This is a genomic window from Ruegeria sp. SAZD013 (assembly GCF_059612525.1).
The window spans coordinates 75086-96445 of record NZ_JBXWQT010000021.1 but is presented as its reverse complement, the minus strand read 5'-3'; the positions used below and the strand labels follow the sequence as shown (position 1 = coordinate 96445).

Annotated in this window: 23 protein-coding genes; 10 read left to right on the top strand and 13 right to left on the bottom strand. The window is 57.9% G+C overall.

The window, feature by feature from the left end:
* Positions 1 to 2 precede the first annotated feature (2 nt).
* The 4 genes from AC2FLU_RS12130 (at position 3) to AC2FLU_RS12115 (ending at position 3196) form a co-directional block, all read left to right on the top strand.
* Entirely contained in the window at positions 3 to 1553 is a 1551-nt protein-coding gene (locus AC2FLU_RS12130; RefSeq protein WP_480519384.1) for an alanine/glycine:cation symporter family protein, read from the top strand.
* A 183-nt stretch (positions 1554 to 1736) separates the two neighbouring features.
* The gene (gene rpmI / locus AC2FLU_RS12125; protein ID WP_010443552.1) at positions 1737 to 1937 is read left to right on the top strand and encodes a 50S ribosomal protein L35; all 201 of its coding nucleotides are present in this window, start codon (positions 1737 to 1739) and stop codon (positions 1935 to 1937) included.
* Between the two features lie 15 nt (positions 1938 to 1952).
* Entirely contained in the window at positions 1953 to 2318 is a 366-nt protein-coding gene (gene rplT / locus AC2FLU_RS12120) for a 50S ribosomal protein L20 (RefSeq protein WP_039523695.1), read from the top strand.
* Between the two features lie 68 nt (positions 2319 to 2386).
* The gene (locus AC2FLU_RS12115) at positions 2387 to 3196 is read left to right on the top strand and encodes a hypothetical protein (RefSeq protein ID WP_480623529.1); all 810 of its coding nucleotides are present in this window, start codon (positions 2387 to 2389) and stop codon (positions 3194 to 3196) included.
* A gap of 89 nt (positions 3197 to 3285) precedes the next feature.
* On the opposite strand, the gene AC2FLU_RS12110 is transcribed toward AC2FLU_RS12115, so the two are convergent.
* Complete coding sequence (locus AC2FLU_RS12110; protein WP_209506068.1) at positions 3286 to 4677, bottom strand: aminotransferase family protein; 1392 nt, start codon at positions 4675 to 4677, stop codon at positions 3286 to 3288.
* Positions 4678 to 4898: 221 nt separating this feature from the next.
* Here AC2FLU_RS12110 and AC2FLU_RS12105 point away from each other — a divergent pair, with 221 nt between their 5' ends.
* Complete coding sequence (locus AC2FLU_RS12105; RefSeq protein WP_496808196.1) at positions 4899 to 6527, top strand: acyl-CoA synthetase; 1629 nt, start codon at positions 4899 to 4901, stop codon at positions 6525 to 6527.
* Here AC2FLU_RS12105 and AC2FLU_RS12100 read toward each other — a convergent pair.
* The 8 genes from AC2FLU_RS12100 to hmgA form a co-directional block, all read right to left on the bottom strand.
* A complete protein-coding gene (locus tag AC2FLU_RS12100; protein WP_480519392.1) occupies positions 6524 to 6859 on the bottom strand; it encodes a DOPA 4,5-dioxygenase family protein in 336 nt (111 codons plus the stop codon). The two genes, AC2FLU_RS12105 and AC2FLU_RS12100, sit on opposite strands and share 4 nt — an antisense overlap.
* A gap of 86 nt (positions 6860 to 6945) precedes the next feature.
* The gene (maiA, locus tag AC2FLU_RS12095) at positions 6946 to 7584 is read right to left on the bottom strand and encodes a maleylacetoacetate isomerase (protein ID WP_480519394.1); all 639 of its coding nucleotides are present in this window, start codon (positions 7582 to 7584) and stop codon (positions 6946 to 6948) included.
* An 11-nt stretch (positions 7585 to 7595) separates the two neighbouring features.
* Positions 7596 to 7793 carry a DUF2783 domain-containing protein gene (locus tag AC2FLU_RS12090; RefSeq protein WP_480519396.1) on the bottom strand — a complete coding sequence of 66 codons (198 nt, stop codon included), beginning with the start codon at positions 7791 to 7793 and terminating at the stop codon, positions 7596 to 7598.
* Between the two features lie 5 nt (positions 7794 to 7798).
* Positions 7799 to 9409, bottom strand: a complete 1611-nt coding sequence (locus AC2FLU_RS12085) for an FAD-dependent oxidoreductase (protein WP_496715106.1) — start codon at positions 9407 to 9409, stop codon at positions 7799 to 7801.
* Between the two features lie 134 nt (positions 9410 to 9543).
* On the bottom strand, positions 9544 to 10494 hold the full coding sequence (locus AC2FLU_RS12080) for an MBL fold metallo-hydrolase (RefSeq protein ID WP_480554757.1): 951 nt from the start codon (positions 10492 to 10494) through the stop codon (positions 9544 to 9546).
* An 87-nt stretch (positions 10495 to 10581) separates the two neighbouring features.
* Positions 10582 to 11838 carry a fumarylacetoacetase gene (gene fahA, locus AC2FLU_RS12075; protein ID WP_496808197.1) on the bottom strand — a complete coding sequence of 419 codons (1257 nt, stop codon included), beginning with the start codon at positions 11836 to 11838 and terminating at the stop codon, positions 10582 to 10584.
* A gap of 44 nt (positions 11839 to 11882) precedes the next feature.
* Positions 11883 to 12017 (bottom strand): hypothetical protein, encoded by a 135-nt coding sequence (locus tag AC2FLU_RS12070; RefSeq protein WP_480473942.1) that lies wholly within the window; start codon positions 12015 to 12017, stop codon positions 11883 to 11885.
* Between the two features lie 36 nt (positions 12018 to 12053).
* On the bottom strand, positions 12054 to 13409 hold the full coding sequence (gene hmgA, locus AC2FLU_RS12065) for a homogentisate 1,2-dioxygenase (RefSeq protein WP_267365046.1): 1356 nt from the start codon (positions 13407 to 13409) through the stop codon (positions 12054 to 12056).
* A gap of 57 nt (positions 13410 to 13466) precedes the next feature.
* Between hmgA and AC2FLU_RS12060 the strand changes: the two genes are divergently transcribed.
* The 3 genes from AC2FLU_RS12060 to AC2FLU_RS12050 all read left to right on the top strand — a co-directional run bounded on the left by AC2FLU_RS12060 (position 13467) and on the right by AC2FLU_RS12050 (position 16073).
* On the top strand, positions 13467 to 13919 hold the full coding sequence (locus AC2FLU_RS12060) for a MarR family winged helix-turn-helix transcriptional regulator (RefSeq protein WP_480554755.1): 453 nt from the start codon (positions 13467 to 13469) through the stop codon (positions 13917 to 13919).
* Positions 13920 to 13979: 60 nt separating this feature from the next.
* The gene (locus AC2FLU_RS12055; RefSeq protein WP_496811991.1) at positions 13980 to 15230 is read left to right on the top strand and encodes an adenylate/guanylate cyclase domain-containing protein; all 1251 of its coding nucleotides are present in this window, start codon (positions 13980 to 13982) and stop codon (positions 15228 to 15230) included.
* Positions 15231 to 15467: 237 nt separating this feature from the next.
* Positions 15468 to 16073 (top strand): PIN domain-containing protein, encoded by a 606-nt coding sequence (locus AC2FLU_RS12050; protein WP_480483796.1) that lies wholly within the window; start codon positions 15468 to 15470, stop codon positions 16071 to 16073.
* Positions 16074 to 16146: 73 nt separating this feature from the next.
* On the opposite strand, the gene AC2FLU_RS12045 is transcribed toward AC2FLU_RS12050, so the two are convergent.
* The gene (locus tag AC2FLU_RS12045; protein ID WP_267367261.1) at positions 16147 to 16956 is read right to left on the bottom strand and encodes a division plane positioning ATPase MipZ; all 810 of its coding nucleotides are present in this window, start codon (positions 16954 to 16956) and stop codon (positions 16147 to 16149) included.
* A gap of 486 nt (positions 16957 to 17442) precedes the next feature.
* Between AC2FLU_RS12045 and AC2FLU_RS12040 the strand changes: the two genes are divergently transcribed.
* Positions 17443 to 19053, top strand: coding sequence for an MFS transporter (locus AC2FLU_RS12040; RefSeq protein ID WP_496808199.1), 1611 nt, complete (start codon positions 17443 to 17445; stop codon positions 19051 to 19053).
* Between the two features lie 54 nt (positions 19054 to 19107).
* Here the strand turns inward: AC2FLU_RS12040 and rpmE are convergent, their stop codons facing one another.
* Positions 19108 to 19329, bottom strand: a complete 222-nt coding sequence (gene rpmE, locus AC2FLU_RS12035; protein WP_480473936.1) for a 50S ribosomal protein L31 — start codon at positions 19327 to 19329, stop codon at positions 19108 to 19110.
* A gap of 11 nt (positions 19330 to 19340) precedes the next feature.
* Positions 19341 to 19724 carry a 50S ribosomal protein L19 gene (gene rplS / locus AC2FLU_RS12030; protein WP_480473935.1) on the bottom strand — a complete coding sequence of 128 codons (384 nt, stop codon included), beginning with the start codon at positions 19722 to 19724 and terminating at the stop codon, positions 19341 to 19343.
* Positions 19725 to 20103: 379 nt separating this feature from the next.
* On the opposite strand from rplS, the gene AC2FLU_RS12025 reads away from it, so the two are divergent.
* Entirely contained in the window at positions 20104 to 20904 is an 801-nt protein-coding gene (locus AC2FLU_RS12025) for a glycoside hydrolase family 25 protein (protein ID WP_480473934.1), read from the top strand.
* On the opposite strand, the gene AC2FLU_RS12020 is transcribed toward AC2FLU_RS12025, so the two are convergent.
* Positions 20901 to 21326, bottom strand: a complete 426-nt coding sequence (locus AC2FLU_RS12020) for a hypothetical protein (protein WP_496808200.1) — start codon at positions 21324 to 21326, stop codon at positions 20901 to 20903. The two genes, AC2FLU_RS12025 and AC2FLU_RS12020, sit on opposite strands and share 4 nt — an antisense overlap.
* Between the last annotated feature and the right edge of the window lie 34 nt (positions 21327 to 21360).

Below are 21360 nucleotides of genomic sequence, written 5' to 3'. Positions count from 1 at the left end.
AAATGAGAACGCTAAAAACACTTGGCGCCGTAACGGCCGCCACCATTGCCGCCAGCCCTGCCCTTGCGCAAGAGGCGCCGGGACTGGACGAAAAAATCAATCAGGCCTTTGCAAACCTGACCGGGCCGTTTGTCAGCTTCATATTTGCACCGCTGCCCGGAACCAGCTTTCCGTGGATCGTTATGTGGCTGGTCATCGCTGCATCGGTTTTCACGCTGTATTTCGCGCTTGTGCAGTTGCGGTTTTTTGGTCACGCGATCAGCCTTGTCAAAGGTGACTATTCCGATCCCAACGACGCGGGCGAGGTCAGCCACTTTCAGGCATTGGCCACGGCGCTGTCCGGCACTGTGGGCCTGGGGAACATCGCGGGCGTGGCCGTTGCCATTGGCATCGGTGGGCCAGGCGCAACCTTCTGGATGATCCTTGCGGGTCTTCTGGGCATGGCATCGAAGTTCACCGAATGTACGCTGGGCGTGAAATACCGCAATGAATACGAAGACGGCACCGTTTCAGGTGGCCCGATGTATTACATGTCCAAGGGCTTCGACGAGCTGGGCCTGCCCGGTGGTAAGATCCTGGCGGTGCTGTTCTCGATCTTCTGTATTCTGGGCGCGTTGGGCGGCGGGAACATGTTCCAGGCTAACCAGGCGCATCAGCAGATCGCCGGTATCGTTGGCGACTATCCGGGCTGGATTACCGGTATTGTTTTTGCCGCGGTCGTGTTCATGGTCATTGTTGGCGGTCTGAAATCCATCGCTCGGGTGACTGAAAAGGTCGTGCCGTTCATGGGTGTGCTGTATGTCGCCACCGCACTGGTCATCATCGCGATGAATGCGGACATGATCGGCTGGGCCTTTGGTCAGATCTTTGCCGGTGCCTTCACGGGGCTGGGCGTAGCAGGGGGCATGGTCGGCGCGCTGATCCAGGGCTTCAAGCGCGCGGCATTCTCGAACGAGGCGGGCGTTGGCTCGGCGGCGATTGCGCACTCGGCGGTTCGGACCAAGGAACCGATAACCGAGGGTTTTGTATCGCTGCTTGAACCGTTCATCGATACCGTCGTGATCTGTACCATGACGGCACTGGTGATCATCATCACGCAACAGCTGATCATCGACCCTGAAACCGGCAACTACATGCTGAACGAGGCGGGTTCCGCCATCGCAACAGTGGATGGCAATTCCGGCGTCAGCCTGACCTCTGCCGCCTTTGCCAGCGCGTTCAGCTGGTTCCCGTACATCCTTGCGATCGCGGTGATCCTGTTTGCCTTCTCGACAATGATCAGCTGGTCCTACTATGGCCTGAAGGCCTGGACCTACCTGTTCGGAGAAGGTCACACAAAAGAGCTGATCTTCAAGATCATCTTCTGCGTCTTCGTGGTGATCGGCGCTGCAGCCAACCTCGGTCCGGTTATCGACTTCTCGGATGCGGCGATCTTTGCGATGGCGGTTGTGAACGTCTTTGCCCTCTACTTCCTGATGAAAGTGGTGCGGCAGGAACTGGCGTCCTACTCCGCAAGGCTGAAAAGCGGTGAAATCCGCAAATTCGAACACTAAATCCAATCACCGGGGCGGCCTGTGTCGCCCCGGTGCCTGACCAGCCTGCAAAAAGCGTAGATTCTGGTCCAAACCCCCTTGCCAGTATGACCGAACTTGCGTAAACGGCGCTTCTGATCGCGTGACCGGCCGAGATGGCATGCCGAGTCGCGTCTGAAACCGAACCCGAAAAAGGAGACGGAAATGCCTAAGATGAAGACCAAATCAAGCGCCAAGAAGCGCTTCAAGGTGACTGCGACCGGTAAGGTCCTTGCTGGCCAGGCCGGCAAACGGCACGGCATGATCAAGCGGACCAAGAAATTCATCCGCGATGCCCGTGGCAACACCACCCTGTCCGCCCCCGACGCAAAGATCGTCAAGGGCTACATGCCCTACGACCGCTAAGAGGAGATGTAAGAGATGTCCCGCGTTAAAGGTGGAACCGTAACTCACGCCCGTCACAAGAAGATCATCAAGGCCGCAAAAGGCTATTATGGTCGTCGCAAGAGCAACTTCAAAGTCGCAACTCAGGCCGTCGACAAGGCCAACCAGTACGCGACCCGTGACCGCAAGAACCGCAAGCGCAACTTCCGCGCGCTGTGGATCCAGCGGATCAACGCTGCTGTGCGCAGCCATGACGAGGCTCTGACATATTCCCGCTTCATCAACGGTCTCAACCTGGCCGGTATCGAAGTGGACCGCAAAGTTCTGGCCGACCTGGCCGTGCACGAACCGGAAGCGTTCGGCGCGATCGTCGCCAAAGCTCAGGCTGCTCTGGCTGCCTGAACCTCTGAAAAGAGACAGTGAAAGAAAGGCCGTCCCCTTGGGGCGGTCTTTTTCTTTGGCAGAAACCCGTGGATTTCCGCATCAACCAAGTATGGTATTCCATTCTGGATAATGCACGTAATTGCTGTAATTATATAATCAACTTCTCTTTTAGATTGAATGGAATTACCAGAATGCCTTTTTGCCTAAAATTAATACAAGCTCTTATTGTTCTGACTGCCACGTTAGTCGGTTACTCTGATGAAGCGCGGTCGCAGGACGCTATCACAGAGCCCGATACTCCGGACGTGTTGGTTGAAACCTTTGACGGAGAAGACCAGACGCTCATGCTGGGCGGGCAGATTGACTTTCAGTCGGTCAAGTCGCCGTGGGCGTTTTATGTGGCCGATGGCAAGCTTGTGATGGAAAATAGGCAGGATACCCGCAGTCTTCAGTTCAACGATGTGGCATGGGTAAATTTTCCAGGATCGGACTCGTTGGAGAGTACGCAAGACATGGTGATATCTGCCGTTGTGGGCGGAGAGTTTTCCGGAAAAAGCGGGGTTGGCATTCTGGTTGGCAGCGGGAAAGCGGGAAAATATGTGGTATTTGCCGTGGACGGCAAGGGGCGCTTCCACGTTCTGCAAAAAGACGGACGTCAGTTGCGCGTCGTGCATGCGGGCACTCATGACGCGATTTTGCTCGAGTCTCCGAACAAGTTGTCCTTTAAGGTGCGAGGCGCGCATGTTGTCTTCTATGTCAACGGAACAAAGGTCATTCAAACGCTGTTTTCAAAACGAACGTCCTCGGGCGCGGACGGTCGCGCGGGAATTGGCCTCGCAGCATTCGGAACCGGCAGGTTTGAATTTGACGAAGTCGAAATCAAGAGGGTGAACTGAGACTGGACTTCTGCGCTTGAATGAACCGGCGCAGAGCGCGCCGGTTCAGAGAATTGGAGATTCTAAGATCAGCGGTTAGTCGGCTTGGATCATCCAAAAACACGCCCCAGCGCGCCGTCAACCGCGTCGGTGATCTGGTCGATGTCATCGGCCGTAGCAATCAGCGCAGGCGAGAAGCACAGTGTGTTGTTGCGACCGGGGATCGAGCGGTTGGTCACGCCGATGATCACGCCCTGTGCCATACAGTCGGCAGTAACGGCCTGCGCCAGTTTCTCGTCCACCGGCTCTTTGGTGCCGCGATCCACAACCAGTTCGGCCCCCAGGAACAGGCCCTTGCCGCGCACATCGCCGATGACCTTGTGCTTGTCCATCAGCGCCAGAAGGTTGTTCGTCATGCGCGCGCCCATGTCCGTGCAGTTCTGCAACAGGTTTTCATCCTGAATGATGCGCATGTTCTCGATGGCCGCTGCCGGACCAGCGGTGCACCCACCAAAGGTCGAGATATCGCGGAAATAGTTCATTGGGTCCGCGGCATCGTCTTTGAACAAGTCAAAGACTTCCTCGGTGGTGACCATGCAGGCAATCGCGGCATAGCCCGATGCAACGCCCTTGGCCATGGTCACGAAATCGGGCTTGATACCGTATTGCTGGTACCCGAACCACGTGCCGGTGCGGCCCACGCCACAGACAACCTCGTCGATATGCAGCAGCACGTCGTATTTCTTGCAGATCTCCTGCACGCGCTGCCAGTAACCCTCGGGCGCTTCGATCACACCGCCGCCTGCTGTCACAGGCTCAAGGCACAGGGCACCTACTGTATCGGGGCCTTCGCGCAGAATGACGGCTTCAATCTGATCTGCGGCCCATTCGCCAAAATTCTCTTCGGGTGCGCCGTCTAGCTCGTGTTTGCGATATTCCATGCAATGCGGCACGCGCACGAAATCAGGGGCGAAGGGGCCGTATTGCGCTGTGCGCTCGTCCTGACCGCCTGCCGACATGGTCGCCAGCGTCGAGCCGTGATAGTCCCGGTCGCGGTACAGGATCTTGGTTTTCTTGCCGCCGTATTTCTTGTGCGCGATCTGGCGCACCATCTTGAACGCCTTCTCGTTCGCCTCGGAACCTGAGTTGGTGTAATAGACGCGGCTCATGCCCGGCATCTTGTCGATCAGTTGCTCGGCAAACAGCGCACCCGGGATCGAACCGGCCGAATTGGCGAAATAGCACAGCTTCATCAGCTGGTCGTAAACCGCCTTGCAGATCGATTCGCGGCCATAGCCGACGTTGACGGTCCAGACGCCGCCGGAAACCGCATCCAGATGCTCTTTGCCTTTCTGGTCCCAGACACGCATGCCCTTGCCCTCGACAATGATGCGTGGGTCATTGGTTTCAAAGGGTTTATGCTGGATCAGATGGTGCCAGATATGGGCGCGGTCGGCCTCGACCACGCGGGAAAGATCGTTTTCGTTGAACGTGCCGTCCATGACATGTCCTTTCAGTGAGGAAGCGGTGCACGGGATATGGAAATGCCTCATCCCGGCATGTGTTTAAGATGCTTCAGATCACCGCGAAAGCCCGGATGTAGATAGGGCCAGATCGTATCATCCCGTATCGCCAGTCAGTTTTGCCGCCGTATTTCTACGGGTTTGTCAGAACGCGAACTTTGTGCTCAATTCGCCCAAACTGCGTTTCGGGAGGACAGCGGATGGCAGCGACACATATCTACGAGCGTCATTTGGACAAATGCCGGGCAAATTACACACCCCTGTCGCCCCTTACGTTCATTGAACGGACGGCGCAGGTCTACCCGGATTATCCATCCGTGGTTTATGGGGATCGCCGGTATTCCTGGGCTGAAACCTATGCCCGTTGCCGGCGTCTGGCGAGTGCGTTGACAGCGCGTGGGATTGGACGGGGCGATACCGTTTCGATAATCGCGGCCAACATCCCGGAAATGTACGAGGCGCATTTTGGCGTGCCCATGACGGGCGCTGTTCTGAACGCAATCAACACGCGGCTGGATGCGCCGATTGTCGCATTCATCCTGAACCATGCCGAAGCCAAGGCGCTGCTGGTCGACCCCGAGTTTTCGGATGTGGTGAAAGATGCGCTGCAACAGGTCGATCATGACATTCTGGTCATCGATATCGAAGACCCCACCTTCGACGGCGGTGAAAAGCTGGGCCGCCTGACCTATGAAGACCTGCTGGCCGAAGGTGACCCCGCGTTTGACTGGTCACTGCCAGCGGACGAATGGGACGCGATCACACTGAATTATACCTCGGGCACCACGGGCAACCCCAAGGGCGTGGTCTACCATCACCGCGGCGCGACCCTGAATGCGCAGTCGGATTTGCTGGACTGGGATATGCCCAAGCATTCGGTCTATTTGTGGACTCTGCCGATGTTCCACTGCAACGGCTGGTGCTTCCCGTGGGCCATGGCAGCCAATGCAGGTGTTTCCGTTTGCTTGCGCGCGGTGCGGGCCGAACCGATCTATGCTGCTTTCCGGGACGAGAAAGTGACCCACTTCTGCGGTGCGCCGATCGTTCTGAATATGCTGGCCCACGCTCCGGATGAGTTGAAGGACTTTGACCACCAGATCAAGGTGATGACGGCAGGTGCCCCACCGCCTGCGGCCGTGATCGAAGCGATGGAGGCGATGGGTGTCGAGGTCACGCATGTCTATGGCCTGACCGAAACCTATGGGCCTTCGGTTGTCTGCGCATGGAAAGACGAATGGAACAGCAAAGGGCCTGAAGACCGCGCGGCCCTCAAGGTTCGGCAAGGGGTGCGCTATACCGCGTTGTCTGGCCTGATGGTGGCCGACCCGGAAACGCTGGAACCGGTTCCGGCTGATGGCGAAACCATGGGTGAGATATTCATGCAGGGCAACGTGGTGATGAAAGGATACCTCAAGAATCCCGACGCTACCGACAAGGCCTTTCACGGTGGCTGGTTCGCGTCCGGTGATCTGGGCGTCATGCACCCCGATGGCTATATCGCGCTCAAGGACCGTTCAAAGGACATCATCATCTCGGGCGGCGAGAATATCTCATCTGTCGAGGTCGAAGGTATCCTCTACAAGCATCCGGCGGTGATGGAGGCTGCAGTGGTGGCCCGTCCCGATGAGAAATGGGGCGAAACGCCCTGCGCCTTTGTCGAGTTGAAACCCGGCGCAGCCGCAACCGAGGCAGAGCTTATCGCCTTCTGTCGCGACCGGATGGCCCATTTCAAGGCACCCAAAACGGTTGTGTTCGGCACCCTGCCCAAGACATCAACCGGCAAGGTGCAGAAATTCGTTCTGCGGGATCAGGCACGGGCGCTGGGTTAAAGGTTGTCGAAGATCGACAGGTCCAACGCCAGCATCTCACCCATCCAGATCGCGCGGTCGCGGTGATCCTCCAGATGTTCACCGGTTTCCGGGTGCGTGAAGACCGTCAGGCCCTGCCGGTTCAGCATCAGCCATGGGATGACTTGGTCGAATGCGCTGGCAGCAAAGCCCAGCTGGCAGCTCCAGCGCGAATGGGGGCCGACGTTTCGGGCGTGCATCCGGCCCATTTGAACAGGGAACAGGCGGGCCGCCTCTTCACAGACCTGTCGCGCGGTGTCCTGCGTGTCGGCGTCGAAATAGACATGGGCGTGATAGCCGGTGATCTCGGGCATAGGAACCTCGTCTGCTTTGTTGGCTCAAAGCTAAGGCCTAAAAGGAAAAAAACCTAGCTGCGCATGCACACAGGGTCTGTGCAATGTTAACCCTGCGCATGTGCGTCGGGATGTGCCGCGACAAAGGCCGGGTGATTGGCGCAGGCCTCTTCAACCCGCAGCAGGCGGGGCATATCCGACAGATCAACCTGCCACCGGCGCGCGTTATAGATCTGCGGGATCAGGCAGAGGTCGGCGAGACCGGGCTTTGACCCAACACAGTAGGGGGCCTGTTCGAAATCCCCCAGCATGGTTTCAAACGCCTGCAACCCGGGTTTGATGAAATGCCGCATCCAGTCGCCGGGCATGTCGGGGGCATTATGGCTTAGGGTCGTAGCATAGCGCGCAACCGACAGGTTGCAGACTGGGTGGATGTCGACCGCAATCGCATAAGCCAGTGCCTGAACACGCGCACGTTCCGCCGGATCATCAGGCAGAAGGTTCAACTGCCGGGTCCGGTCCAGATAGTCGAGGATGGCCAGCGATTGCGTCAACCGCAGCCCGTCAATATCCAGAACCGGCACAAAGCCCTGCGGGTTTCGAGCGATATGTTCATCGCTCTTTTGTGCGCCGCCGACCAGATCGACAACAACCGGGCGATACGCGATCCCGGCCAGATTCAGGGCGATCCGCACCCGGTAACTGGCCGAGGACCGCCAATAGTCATAAAGGACGACGTCGCTCACGTCCGGGCCTGTCAATTGTCAGTCAAAGCGGCAGCGCGAAGGGCGTCCGTCAGCACTGCACTGTCACCGATGTGGTTGGCCAGCACCAGCACCAGCCGCGCATTCAGCGCGTCGCTATCGGCTTTTTCCAGGCCCTCATGTGCGGCCAGAAGTTCGGCATAGAAGTCATCGGCGTCTTTGATGTTCGGGGTTAGGATCAGGTCTGACATAGGGCTTACTCCTTACCGCAGGCTCTGCGGATCGCGTGCCGGAAGGTGTTTTCTTCGTAACTGTCACGCCGGGCGGCCACATGCTGGTCCGGGCGGATCAGATAGACTGCGCTGGTCGCGTCGCCCAGATAGCGGCGTTTGAGGGCCAGCGTCATGTCATCCTTGACCGACAGCGCCAGTCGCGTGACCTCGATCCCGTCTTCTTCCAGGGCATCAGGGGCGTCTGCATCGACGGTCAGAAGCGTGAACTTGCCTGCAAGCTTGGGCAGCAGAAACTCGTCACCAAGCGGAGCGTCGGGACAGGCCGAGCCCGGTCGCGTTCCGGCGGGGCCGTTCAGCGCGTCCGCAGAATTCAGCGAAGATCCATCATAGGTGCAGGGCTGGCTCAGGCGGCCAGAATTCACCAGCGGGCGCGCGAAGTCATAATGCTCGCTCAGGTCCAGTACCGCATCGCGCAGGATCCGCGACATCTGGGATTTCGGGGTGATGAAATCGGTCGACCGGCTGGAATTCAGGATGTTCTCGTCGGCCCCGTACACGCGTTCGGCGTTGTAGCTGTCCAGCAGAGTTTCAGGTGCTTTCCCGTCCAGAACCAGCTTCAGTTTCCAACACAGGTTGTCGGTGTCCTGAAGGCCGGAATTGGCCCCGCGCGCGCCAAAGGGGCTGACCTGATGCGCGCTGTCGCCCGCAAACAGGACACGGCCCTTGCGGAAGCTTTCCATGCGACGGCACTGGAACGTATAGATCGAGACCCATTCTAGCTCAAACTCGACATCATCGCCCAGCATCGCCTTGAGGCGGGGGATCACGTTCTCGGGGCGCTTTTCGCGTTCCTTGTCGATATCCCAACCCAGCTGCAAGTCGATGCGCCATACATTGTCGGGCTGTTTATGCAACAATGCGGATTGCCCGCGATTGAACGGCGGATCGAACCAGAACCAGCGTTCAGACGGAAAATCGGCATCCATGATCACGTCTGCAATCAGGAAGTTGTCTTCGAAAATCCGTCCTTCGAAATCAATGCCCAACATCCGCCGGGCGGGGGAGGTCGCGCCATCACAGGCAATCAGCCAATCGGCTTCGATTGTGTAAGGTCCTTCGGGCGTCCCGACCTCCAGCCGCACGTGATCGTCATGCGTGCCAATCGCCTCGACCTTGTTGCGCCCGCGTATCTCAATCGGTGCGCCTTCTGCCTGCAACTCGCGGACCCGTTCAACGAAATAGTTCTCAAAATGGTATTGCTGAAGGTTGATGAAGGCAGGGTTGGCATAACCTTGTTCCGGTTGCAGGTTGAAGTCATAGACCTGTCGGTCATCGAAGAACACCTTGCCCCGATCCCACAGGACGCCCTTGTCGACCAGTCGGCGTCCGCATCCCAGCCGGTCGGCAATTTCCAGCGTGCGTTGCGAGAAACAGATGGCGCGGCTGCCGAAACTGACCTTGTCATTCTCGTCCAGAACCACGACGTCGACCCCTTGCTGCGCCAGATCAATCGCGGCGGCCAGACCAACCGGACCCGCGCCGATCACGATAACCTTGTGCCGAACCGGCGTCGGGCTGTCCTGATCGGGGCTGCGTTCATAGCCGTAAAGCGGAGTTTCAAAGATCTTGTTCATGGGCTTCCCCCCAAGCAGATGCGCCAAAGTGCTGCATGTCCTGTGCCCCGGCAGCACGTGCCGAAGCCTTTGGCATATGGTTTCACTGAATCCCGCCGCCTAAAACGATCTGGATCAAACTGGGCCGTTTTTCCTTACCCCTGCAGGGCCTCCCACATCTCAAGATCGCGTTGGGCGGTCCAGATGCGAGGCGTGTCGATACCGCGGGCTTCGTCATAGGCGCGGGCGACGTTGAACGGCAGGCAGTGTTCGTAGATCGCGTAACTGGCGAATTTAGGGTCACATTCGGCGCGGACTGCGTCCCAAGCCTCTTTCAGGCTGCCACCGCGCGCCGCAACCTTGGCTGCGGGGCGGTAGGTGCTTTCGACGAAATCGCGGGTGTTTTCGATGGCGGCATTGACCATGTCCTTGCCAACCAGCGCGTCGCCGCGTCCCGGTGCGATGGCGTCGACATCGAACCACTTGATCTCGTCCAGCGTGTCGCCCCAGTCGCTGAAATGCCCGTCGCCGCAATAGCAGGCCGAGTGATATTCGACGATGTCGCCGGTGAACATCACGTTCTGGTCAGGCACATGGATGACGATATCACCGGCGGTATGGGCGCGCCCCAGATGCATCAGGTCGATCCGGCGGTTGCCCAGATAAACGGTCATCGTGTCGCTGAATGTGGTTGTGGGCCAGGTCAGACCGGGGATGCTTTCATGCCCTTCGAACAGGCGCGGGAAGCGCTGGAATTCGCTGTCCCAGTCTTCCTGACCGCGTTCAACCACCATGGCGCGGGCCATGTCGGACATCAGGATCTGTTGTGCGCCAAAAGCGCTGGCACCCAAAACCCGCACCGCGTGATAATGGGTCAGCGCCACGTGGGTGATCGGCTTGTCGGTCACAGACCGCACGCATTCGATCACCTTGTTGGCCAGGCGCGGGGTCGCCTGCGCCTCGACGATCATCACGCTGTCATCGCCGATGATCACGCCCGAGTTCGGGTCACCCTCGGCGGTGAAAGCATAGAGCCCCTCGCCCACTTCGGTGAACGAGATTCTCTTTTCCGACATGTCCCCCTGGGACGCGAATGCTTTGGCCATCTTGGTTTTGTCCTTTTGCGGTTGCGCGGAAGGCAGGGATTGGATGCCTCCGGCGGGAGTATTTGGGAAAAGATGAAGCTCAGTGCGTCATCGCTCGAATGGGGAATTGAGTGCAGGCAGAACGGTGCCGGTGCAGTCGCCGAACCCGATCGTATAGCCGTCGCCCCTGGCCGCGCCGGTCAGGGTCATCGTGTCGCCGTCTTCGATGAAGCTGCGGGTTTCACCTGTGTTCAGCGTCAGCGGCTCTTTCGCACCCCAGCTGAGTTCCAGCAACGATCCGCGTTCGGGCTTGGTTGGTCCGGATATGGTGCCTGACCCCAGCAGGTCGCCGGTGTTCATCGGGCATCCCGATGTGGTGTGGTGGGCCAATTGTTGCGCGGCGGAATAATACATCTGGTTGTAGTTGGTCCGCGCGATGGTCGTGGCGTCTTTGCCTTCGGGTGCCATGGTGACGGCCAGATCGATGTCATAAAGCATCGGGCCGCAATCCTTGAGGTGGTCCAGCAGCGCGAACTCGCGGGCTGGCGTATCACAGCGGAACGGCTCGAGGGCTGCCTTGGTCACGATCCAAGGGCTGATCGAGGTTGCGGTTGCCTTGGCCTGAAACGGACCCAGCGGCTGGTATTCCCAGGCCTGTATATCACGTGCCGACCAGTCGTTCAGCAGAACGTAGCCGAAGATGTGGTCGTCAGCTTCCTGAACCGTGATCGGGCCATCCGAGGGCGTGCCGACAATCGCGCCCATCTCCAACTCGATATCAAAGCGGCGGCTGGGCAGGAAGGCGGGCAGGTCCTGATCGGGGGATTTCAGCTGTCCCCAAGGGCGGCGGATATCCGTGCCGGACACCACGACCGAGGACGCCCGTCCGTTATAACCAATCGGAATGTGCAACCAGTTCGGCGGCAGCGCGTTTTCCGGGCCACGAAACATGGTGCCCACGTTGAAGGCATGGTTCCGCCCGGCATAGAAATCGGTGTATTCGCTGACCGCGAAGGGCAAGTGCATCTCGGCTTCGGCCTGTGGTACAAGCAGCGGTTCGACCTTGCTTTGTTCGTCCGAGCCGTCCGCCAGAAGGCTGATCAGCCGCTCACGCAGGGCGGTCCAGACAGCGGGGCCTTCCTCCATCAGGGGGTTCCAGAACGGCAGATCGAACAGCGGTTCATCGGTCAGGGTGATCAGGCCTTCGGCTTCGGCGGCGGTAACGTCCAGGATCATGTCGCCAATGGCCACACCGCAGCGTGGATCATCGCCTTCAGTCGAGAAGACACCGTAAGGCAGGTTGTTCAGTGGAAACGGATGCGCCGCGTCGTTGGCCGAGGCCACCCAGGATTTCATCAAAGGCATATTTTGCCCCTATTTTGTTGTACTTGGTACGTGGTTCGAAACGATCATAACCCCTGAAAGACAGGCGCCAAAGCCCAGAACGGGCGCGGTTGCGGCAGGTCGGCTGCCAAGGCCCCGTCTTTGTTTTCCGGTTGCAGCGACAGTACGCCTGCAACCGGAATAGGTATGTTCATCGCCATCAGGACGGGTGCTGTCCGGGTAACCCAGTCTGAGGGTCACTTCTTGCCCGGTGTGCCGTCGAACTTCTTCTCTAGCGATGTCCAGCAATCGATATAGTCGTCCTGCAACGGTGCCTCATTGGCGGCAAACGGCGTCAGGTGCTGGGGGAACCGGGTTTCGAACATGAACGACATCGTCTGGTCCAGCTTTTCCGGCCCCAGATTGGAATAGGATGCTTTGTCAAAGGCTTCCCTGTCGGGGCCATGCGGGATCATCATGTTGTGCAGACTGGTGCCACCGGGAACGAAGCCCTGCGGTTTCGCATCATATTGACCGTAGATGTTGCCCATCAGTTCCGACATGATGTTCTTGTGATACCACGGTGGGCGGAACGTGTCTTCCATCACCATCCAGCGTTCGCGGAACAGGACAAAGTCAATATTTGCAGTACCAGGCTGGCCGGAAGGCGCCGTCAGAACGGTAAAGATCGACGGGTCGGGATGGTCAAACAGGATGGCGCCGACCGGGCAATAATTGCGCAGATCGTATTTGTAGGGTGCATAATTGCCGTGCCACGCCACCACATCCAGCGGGCTGTGTCCGATTTTCGTGGTGTGAAACTGGCCGCACCATTTGATCGTCACGGTCGAAGGGGTTTCACGATCCTCATAGGCAGCGACCGGAGCTTTGAAATCGCGCGGGTTGGCCATGCAGTTGGCCCCGATCGGGCCGCGACCCGGCAGTTCAAACTTCTGGCCGTAATTCTCGCACACAAAGCCACGTGCCGGGCCTTCCAGAACTTCAACCCGGTACAGCAGTCCACGCGGGATGATCGCGATTTCCTTGGGCTCAAGGTCAATGATTCCCAGTTCAGTCGCAAAGCGCAGTCGCCCTTCCTGTGGCACCACCAGCAACTCGGAATCAGCCGAGAAGAAATAGTCGTCGACCATGGATTCGGTAACCAGATAAATGTGGCAGGCCATGCCAACCTGGGTGTTCACATCCCCGGCCGTCGTCATGGTCCGCATCCCGGTCATCCAGTTCAGACCTTCATCGGAATGCGGCACCGGGTCCCAGCGATACTGGCCCAGGCTGATCACGTCCGGGTCGATGCACGGGGCCGATTTCCAATAGGGCAAGTCGATCTTTTCGTAACGGTGCGAATGCTTTACCGACGGGCGAATACGATAGCACCAGGTGCGTTCAGGCGGGTTGGCGGTAAAGGCCGTGCCGCTCAGCTGTTCACCGTAAAGTCCGTAGTTGCACCTTTGCGGGCTGTTCATCCCCTGCGGCAGCGCATCGGGCAGCGCCTCGGTTTCAAAGTCGTTGCCAAAGCCGGGCATGTAACCGGCATGGGTACCAACAGGCGTTGCTGCTTGCGTCAATGAATGCGGATCCGTCGGACGGTTCATTACGTATTCCTCCGTTTGCTGCTTGTCGGTTAATAGTTGATTTTGTAACTAACAAGCATGACACACGACGAATCTGAAAAAAATGATGACTTTTTCCTGCAGAATTTTCTGCCGTTTCTGCTGAACCAGGCAGCCGAGCGCGCCTCGTTGGAATTTCAGGCTGTCTACAAGGGACGGTACGGAATGCTCAGAACCGAATGGCGGGTGCTGTTCCATCTGGGGCTGTTTGGCGAAATGACCGCCAAGGAAATTGGTGAACGGGCCGGAATGCACAAAACCAAGATCAGCCGTGCAGTTGCCAAGCTCGAGGAGCGCCGGTACCTGAAACGCACACGGGACGAGGCTGATCGGCGGGCGGAATGGCTGACGCTGACACCAGCCGGGCAAGCCGTGTATCGCGACTTGTACGGGGTGGCCGCAAGCTATGACGCCAGGCTGTCGGGTCTGTTCAGCGAAAAAGATGCCGCCTTGCTGCGCCAGATGTTGCGACGGTTGGCTGGCGTGGATTGACCACTGGTAATTGGCGCCTGCCGTCCCCAGATGTGTGTCATGCTTGATACGGAATTTGAAATGACGTCATTTGAACCTGCCAAGGTATCCACACACACCCTGATCGACTGGTTGGTCCAAAAGGGGCTTGAGGGTGCCGGGCAGGAAGAGTTGCTGGAAGGGTTCTGCACCAGTCTGGTCGATATGGGCATTCCGCTGATGCGGTTTCATGCGGCGCAGTCAACCTTGCACCCGGTTTATGGCGGAACCGGATATAGCTGGTACAAAAGCACCGGCGGTGAATCCGAGAAGTTTGAAAACACGGATACGCCCAGCGAAATGTGGCAACAAAGCCCGCTTTATGCGCTGCTAAACGAGGATCTGGATGAAATCCGGGTCAAACTTGTCGACCATAATGAACCCAGCCGCTTTCCATTGTTGAACGACCTGAGAGAGGTTGGGGCGACCGATTATTATGCCACCGGCATCTCGTATGAGGGGTCGGGGAAGATGCGCCCCGACGGTACCAAAAAAGTCAGTGATGGCGTCCTTATGTCCTGGGCCAGCGATGCGCCGTCCGGGTTTGATGACAGCGATCTCAGGCACATTCATGCGGTATTGCCGCATTTGGGGCTGGCGCTTAAATCCGCCAAGAACCAGAACCTGACCGAAGACCTGATGCGGGTCTATCTGGGTCGTGATGCCGGGCGCCGCGTCCTGTCGGGTGAGATTCGTCGCGGATCATTGCAGCAGATCGATGCGGTGATCTGGAATTTCGATCTGGAAGGGTTCACCAACCTGTCTGAAGATCTGCCGGGTCACGAGATCATCGACATGCTCAATGATTACCTGGCCGTGGCCGTGGGCGTTGTGCACGACAAGGGTGGGAATATCCTGAAATTCATGGGCGATGGGCTGATGGCCATGTTCGATGTCGGCGAAATCGACGAGGACGCCCGTGCCGCGCTCAGCGCGGTGCCCTTGCTGCAAGCCCGTATGGATGAATTGAACGCCAGACGTCAGGCGCAGGGGCTGCCGGTTGCGAATTTCACGCTGGCCCTGCATTCCGGCGAAATCCTGTATGGCAATATCGGCTCCGAAACACGGCTGGATTTCACAGTGATCGGCCCCGCCGTCAATCAGGCCGCCCGGATTTCGGGAATGCACCGGTCGCTGGGTCAGCGAATCCTGATCTCGGACGACGTCGCGGTCGCGGCACGCCCCTGCGCACAAGACCTCATCTCGGTCGGGCGCTACATGCTGCGCGGGGTGAACGAACCCAAAGAGCTGTTCACGGTATACAGTCCCGGCGGGCCATCAGATTCCAAGTGAAACCGAGGCTATTCCTTCAGCGATTCCGAAACTGAAAGTCGTGAAGGAACACCTTTGTTTAGCTGGGTACGAGCGGCGGGTTGGAGCGAATGTTCGAGAATGGTGAGGATTTGTACGAATGGCGGGTTTGAGGCCATTGCCGACAATGCGGTTTTAAGCAGGGTAATCAGGGAAACCTTCATATTGACCTGATCCGGCGTCCTGTATTTGCATTGAGCTCGAATTGGAGTGCGGCCTTTGAAAAACAACTACATACTAATCGACTTTGAAAATGTTCAACCCAAGAACCTCGAACTCCTTCGGGGACATGTTTGCACCTTGATTGTTTTCGTAGGAGCCAATCAAAAAAGCATACCCTATGACTTTGCACAAGCACTGCAAAGCTTGGGAGAAAATGCTGTTTATCAGAAGATAGCAGGGAATGGCTCGAACGCCTTGGACTTTCATATTGCGTTCTACTTAGGAGAACTCTCTACCAAAGACGCCAATGCGTGTTTTCATGTTATTTCTCGTGACAAAGGCTTCGACCCATTGATTGCACATCTGCGACAAAGGAAGCTCCCCGCTTTCCGTCATGCAGACCTATCCGAGATCCCATTCGTCAAAATCTCGAATGCAAGCTCGCTGGATCAAAAAATTGATGCGATTGTTGACAGCTTGAAGTCTAGAGGAACTTCGCGTCCTAGGAAGATCAAAACCCTTAAGGGAACGATGAACGCCCTTTTTTTAAAGACCTTGGAGCAGGAAGAGCTGGAAAGGCTGGTTGATGAGTTGAAAAGACGTGGTCACGTAGTCTTTTCGGATCAATCAGTCAGTTATGGCCCCGACATTACCCAGCACTGACTGGCTTAGGGGCTGAGAATTTCGCGTTTTGAATTGCCCGTTTGCCGCGCAGACCAGCCTCCAATACAGCTGATCAGAAATCGATTTCGACACCCGGCAGGTTCAGCTCTCGCATCATGTCGCGCAGTTCCTGCCGTGCTGCGATGTTCGAGATATTCAGCTGTTTGACGCCAATATCCTTGAGATCCAGCAGGGTCAGGCCGCGCGGAAACAGTTCGCGAAAGATCACCCGTTCGGAAAAGCCCGAAGCGACGCGGAAGCCGATGCGCTGCGACAGCATTTCGATCGCGCGCTGCATCTTTTCCTTGTTGACCATGCGCTGGGTACCGACGCGGTTGCGCACAACGACCCAGTCGATGGGCTTCAGCCCGGCCTGCGCCCGCAATTGCCGGGCATTCCAGACCATCTCGGAATAGACGGACGGGCCGAGGATTTTCTCACCCTTTGAATCAATCCGCGCCAGCAGGTCAAAATCGATGAAACTGTCGTTCAAAGGGGTGATCAGCGTGTCGGCCAGCGAATGGGCCACTTGGCTCAGGCGAGTATGGGAGCCGGGGCAGTCGATCAGGATAAAGTCACTGTCGCTTTCCAGTTGCGACACGGCAGCAGACAGGCGGTGGTCGTAGATATTCTCGCCCGGCTTCAGCGTGCTGGCATCGATCTCGGGCAGGTCGTGATGGCGGGGGCCGGGCAGCGTCAGGCCCGCGCTTTTCAGAAAGTTGTTCCGGTTCTCGAAATACCGTCCAAGGCTGCGTTGCCGCAGGTCCAGATCAAGCGTGCTGACCTTGTGACCCAGTCGGGCCAATGCGGTTGCCACATGCATCGACACGGTCGATTTGCCAGCGCCGCCTTTTTCGTTCCCGACCACAATGATATGTGCCATGCTTGTATTCCCAAGTCTTGCCGTGTTTGACTACACGTTGTTGGCACCCACTATATGTTGTGTCGCCTGCGATGAAAAGAACCTCAAGCGGCGCTTTTGGGCATTATCGGACTCTATTTTGGAAAACACAGCGCAGTGCGCGGGTTACGGGAAGGCACCAGTCTGGTGATCTGCCTTGATCGGCTATCCGATCACGGTCTTGGCAGCGATATCGCCGTGTCGGCGCCTAGTCCCGAACATCTTGAACAACCGCTGCCTGCAACGATCCGCACTGGAATCAATCGCGCCGTTTGCCTGATTCACACATGTACAGATCGCGCTCCCAAAGGGTCCTTTCGCGGTGACGCCGCTTGGTCCGGATCGTGAAAACTATGCGGGGGGCGGAAAATTTGGTTAAATACCAAACAGATTTACACCGAATAACCTTGCAGGCTTTGCACGGGTCCTCTTCGGTTCATCTTCAAAGCAGGTGAAAGGGGCATAGGCATGCCGGACACTGCTGCGGACAGTTCAGGCGGTTCACGCGTTGTTCTTGCAATGACGGCCATTTGCATGATGGTCGTTGGCTTCAACACAACTGCTGTTGCGACCATCCTTCCATATCTGAAGGCCGAGTTCGATCTGACGCCCTCGGGTCTGCAATGGGTGATGGCGATCTATACGGTGGCCAGTGCGGCCCTTGTGACGATTGTAAGCCGGCTTGGGGATATCACGGGCAAGATGGGTGTCTTTTTCTTTGGCATGATCGTGTTTGCCTGTGGCTCGGCTTCGGTGCTGTTTTCACAGAACGCGGCGATGCTGCTGATCGGGCGTGGCGCGCAAGGGGCAGGGGCTGCGGCCCTGTTCGGCACCTCATTGTCCCTGCTGACCGCCGCAACGCCCGAGGAACAACGGGCCAGTGTGACCGGTGTGTGGGGCGCAATCGTGGGCCTTGCGATAGGCGTCGGGCCCATAGTCGGAGGAAGCTTTGCCAACTTTCTAAGCTGGCGCGGGGTATTCGCCACAGACCTTGTGCTGCTTGCCATTGCGTTTGTGATCGGCCTGCAGGTCAGCAGGAAAAACTATGTCCCGGATACGCGCCTTCAGGGTGCAAAATTCGATACCGCAGGGGCGATTGCCATTGTCTTGCTGCTGGGCCCATTGTCTTTCGCGCTCAGCAACGGTGAGGCACACGGATGGGACAATGCCCTGACCATCGTTCCTTTGGGTGTCGCCGCTTTGGCAGTTGTCGGTCTGGTCTACACCTCGCGGCGCAGCGACGATCCGCTGGTCGAGTTCCGGTACTTCCGGCACCCGCGCTATCTTATGGCGGCAACGGGGATGTTCTTTGCGGGATTTGCGTTGTTCTGTTTCTTTGTCTACTTCAACGTGTTCGTCCAGTCCCCGGATGCGTTCGGCTATTCACCGGTTGAGGCGGGCGTGGCAATCCTGCCCCTGAGCCTGAGCATGTTTGTCATTTCTGTCACCGCGCCGCGCCTGCTTGCGCCATACAGTTTCCAATGGCCGGTGAGTGCTGCAATGGGGTTGATGGCCTGCGGCTTCCTGCTTTTGACAACAACCTCGAATATCGACAGCTATGCTGAAATCTGGTGGAAACTGATCATTGTGGGGGTTGGCATCGGCATCTGTTTTTCGTTGCTGCCCCGTCTTGGGCTTCGCTTGCTGCCCGACGAACATGTCGGACAGGGGTCCGGGGTGATCAACGCATTCCTGTATTTCGGGGCCACGATGGGATCGGTTGTCGGCGGTCTGGCCGAAGCTCTGACCATCCGCTCGGGCCTGTCAGAAGTCATCACCGCGCTGCCCGCCGGATCGACGCAGCGCGACGACCTTGCGCGCGCCCTGACACATGGCACGGCAACACAGGTGGAACAGCTGATTGCCGGGCTTGACCCGTCAACTGGTTCAGCGCTGGCCGGGGCGCTGCGTGATCTGCGGGATAATGCCTTTGATGCGGCGATGCTCATGGCCGCGATCGCCGCCGGTATAGGGCTGGTGATCGCGCTGCTGCTGTTGCGCGGTCCGGTTCCGCCATTGCACGACGCGGCTGAACTTACAAAACCAAAGGATCAGAAACCGGGGAAAAAAGGGGCCTGAAACGAAAGAAGGCCGCCCGTTGGCGACCTTCCTTTGAAAGACTTTGGCAAAGGTTTAGAAACCCAGACCTTCGTATTTCTTCTTGAACTTCGACACGCGGCCGCCAGCGTCCAACAGGCGCGACGAACCACCGGTCCATGCAGGGTGTACCGAAGGGTCGATCTCCAGTGCCAGCTGGTCGCCTTCGCTGCCCCAGGTGGATTTCATCTGAACGATGGTGCCATCGGTCATCTTGACGTCGATGACGTGATAATCGGGATGGATGTCTTTTTTCATCTTTCCGCTCCTTACGCTTCGGCGCCAGCTTTGGGCTTGTAGTTGGAAACCTCTGCGATACGCGCGGATTTACCGCGACGGGTGCGCAGATAGTACAGTTTGGCGCGACGAACGCGGCCGCGGCGGACAACGGTGATGCTGTCGATATTGGTCGAATACAGCGGGAATACACGCTCCACGCCTTCGCCAAACGAAATCTTGCGAACGGTGAACGAACCGGCAATGCCGCTGCCGTTGTTGCGCGCGATGCAGACGCCTTCGTAGTTCTGCACACGGGTGCGCGACCCTTCGGTCACCTTATAGCCGACACGGATAGTGTCACCGGCTTTGAAATCAGGGATGTCTTTCCCCAGGGCGGCAATCTGTTCCGCCTCAAGCTGTGCGATCAGGTCCATCGCAGTTTCTCCTATCTGCTCGTGGTTGGTCCACGAAGTTGGGCACGGCCTGAGAGCTCTTGGTCTTCACCGGGTCCTGCGTACAGCCCGCCAGAGGTCAGATCGAATGTTCCTTTGGTCTGGCCTGACCCGGCGCATCCCTGCCGAAGAAAACGGGACGTCACGCCATGGTGCAAACCAAAACACCGGCGTCGCAGAACGCGGCACCGGATTGCGGTCGTTTAAGGGTATTGCAGGCAGGGATCAAGGGAAAAACGCCCTGACTTGCCCAACAGGCCGGTAGGAATCCGCCAGCCTGAAACTAAGGCGTTGCCAAGCGGGCCAGATCAGGCATTCTGAGGCAAATAATATGAGCAGATATTTCAGACAGGACCCTATGATGCGATTGGCATTCATGCTGGCCATAACGGCCGTTGCGCTGATGTCTTGCGGTCGAGGCGGCCCGAAACCTCAGGCAGTCGAACCCGTTCCGGGCGTGGACAGGACAGCACCGCTTGTGATCTACCCCGATTTTGGCGACGCGGATCCCCATGACTGGGAAGGGAGCCACCCCGGACAATACCCGATCCATGGCCTTGACGTGTCACGCTGGCAGGGGCCGATTGACTGGCGCACGGCCCGGGCATCAGGTGTCAGCTTTGTGTTTCTGAAAGCGACCGAAGGCGGCGACGTGGCAGATCCCCTGTTCGACGATCACCGCCGCGGCGCGCAGTCGGCCGGTGTGCCTTGGGGCGCCTACCACTATTATTATTTCTGCCGTTCGGCCCGGGAACAGGCCCGCTGGTTCATCCAGAACGTGCCCAAAGGGGCAGACCTGCCGCATGTGCTGGATATGGAATGGACGCCGCATTCCAAGACCTGCACGCTGCGCCCCGATGGCAGAACCGTCCGGGCCGAGGCGCAGCATTTTCTGGACATTCTCGAACGACATTATGGCCGCCGCCCGATCGTCTATACCACGGTGGATTTCTATGAAGACACCGATATCGGGCGCCTGCCCAAGACCGAGTTCTGGCTGAGATCGGTCGCAGGCCACCCACGCACTGTCTATCCCCGCGCGGTCTGGCGATTCTGGCAATATACCGGCACTGGTCTGGTGCCGGGCGTTCAGGGCCGGGTGGACATCAACACTTTCAATGGCACGCCAGACGTCTGGGCCAGATGGAAGGCCGGGGGTTAGGTCTTTGGTGCGCCGTAGGTTTCAATGGTGCCGCCGCTAACCAGATGGTCCAACCGGCGCTCACGCTCTTCCCCAAAGGCGTTGCGCACCCAGAACGATTCACCTGCGCTCAGTTCCCGGCGTTCGAAACCGCGCTCTTGCAGGCAGCGGTCCACCTGATCGATTTCGCCCTGCGTGCGCAGTTCGTCCTGGATCGGGGCGGTAATCGCAGGGCCGATGAGGATACCCCATAAAAGGATATTCGTTGCATATCCCCCGATGACGGCGCTGTTTCCGCCTTCGTCAGCTTCCAGAGAACAGGAATCGACCGCTACCCGCGCCGAATGCAGATTGTGACCGGCTTGCGTTGGAACGGACATCCCCAGTGGTTTGGTCGTACAGGCAGAGGCAACCAGAAAAGCGCCAAGCAAAAACTTCTTCATAATGCAATTAGTCTTTCGTTTTAAGGCCCTGAAA

Excerpts from the sequence above, each read along its gene's own strand:
- rpmI (WP_010443552.1), top strand. The coding sequence starts at position 1,737 with ATGCCTAAGATGAAGACCAAATCAAGCGCCAAGAAGCGCTTCAAGGTG.
- AC2FLU_RS12130 (WP_480519384.1), top strand. The coding sequence starts at position 3 with ATGAGAACGCTAAAAACACTTGGCGCCGTAACGGCCGCCACCATTGCC.
- AC2FLU_RS12080 (WP_480554757.1), bottom strand. The coding sequence starts at position 10,494 with ATGGCCAAAGCATTCGCGTCCCAGGGGGACATGTCGGAAAAGAGAATC.
- AC2FLU_RS12060 (WP_480554755.1), top strand. The coding sequence starts at position 13,467 with ATGACACACGACGAATCTGAAAAAAATGATGACTTTTTCCTGCAGAAT.
- AC2FLU_RS12020 (WP_496808200.1), bottom strand. The coding sequence starts at position 21,326 with ATGAAGAAGTTTTTGCTTGGCGCTTTTCTGGTTGCCTCTGCCTGTACG.
- rplT (WP_039523695.1), top strand. The coding sequence starts at position 1,953 with ATGTCCCGCGTTAAAGGTGGAACCGTAACTCACGCCCGTCACAAGAAG.
- rplS (WP_480473935.1), bottom strand. The coding sequence starts at position 19,724 with ATGGACCTGATCGCACAGCTTGAGGCGGAACAGATTGCCGCCCTGGGG.
- AC2FLU_RS12025 (WP_480473934.1), top strand. The coding sequence starts at position 20,104 with ATGCGATTGGCATTCATGCTGGCCATAACGGCCGTTGCGCTGATGTCT.
- AC2FLU_RS12045 (WP_267367261.1), bottom strand. The coding sequence starts at position 16,956 with ATGGCACATATCATTGTGGTCGGGAACGAAAAAGGCGGCGCTGGCAAA.
- AC2FLU_RS12100 (WP_480519392.1), bottom strand. The coding sequence starts at position 6,859 with ATGCCCGAGATCACCGGCTATCACGCCCATGTCTATTTCGACGCCGAC.
- fahA (WP_496808197.1), bottom strand. The coding sequence starts at position 11,838 with ATGCCTTTGATGAAATCCTGGGTGGCCTCGGCCAACGACGCGGCGCAT.
- AC2FLU_RS12040 (WP_496808199.1), top strand. The coding sequence starts at position 17,443 with ATGCCGGACACTGCTGCGGACAGTTCAGGCGGTTCACGCGTTGTTCTT.
- hmgA (WP_267365046.1), bottom strand. The coding sequence starts at position 13,409 with ATGAACCGTCCGACGGATCCGCATTCATTGACGCAAGCAGCAACGCCT.
- AC2FLU_RS12085 (WP_496715106.1), bottom strand. The coding sequence starts at position 9,409 with ATGAACAAGATCTTTGAAACTCCGCTTTACGGCTATGAACGCAGCCCC.
- AC2FLU_RS12090 (WP_480519396.1), bottom strand. The coding sequence starts at position 7,793 with ATGTCAGACCTGATCCTAACCCCGAACATCAAAGACGCCGATGACTTC.
- AC2FLU_RS12110 (WP_209506068.1), bottom strand. The coding sequence starts at position 4,677 with ATGGACGGCACGTTCAACGAAAACGATCTTTCCCGCGTGGTCGAGGCC.
- AC2FLU_RS12055 (WP_496811991.1), top strand. The coding sequence starts at position 13,980 with ATGACGTCATTTGAACCTGCCAAGGTATCCACACACACCCTGATCGAC.
- AC2FLU_RS12105 (WP_496808196.1), top strand. The coding sequence starts at position 4,899 with ATGGCAGCGACACATATCTACGAGCGTCATTTGGACAAATGCCGGGCA.
- AC2FLU_RS12070 (WP_480473942.1), bottom strand. The coding sequence starts at position 12,017 with ATGGCGATGAACATACCTATTCCGGTTGCAGGCGTACTGTCGCTGCAA.
- rpmE (WP_480473936.1), bottom strand. The coding sequence starts at position 19,329 with ATGAAAAAAGACATCCATCCCGATTATCACGTCATCGACGTCAAGATG.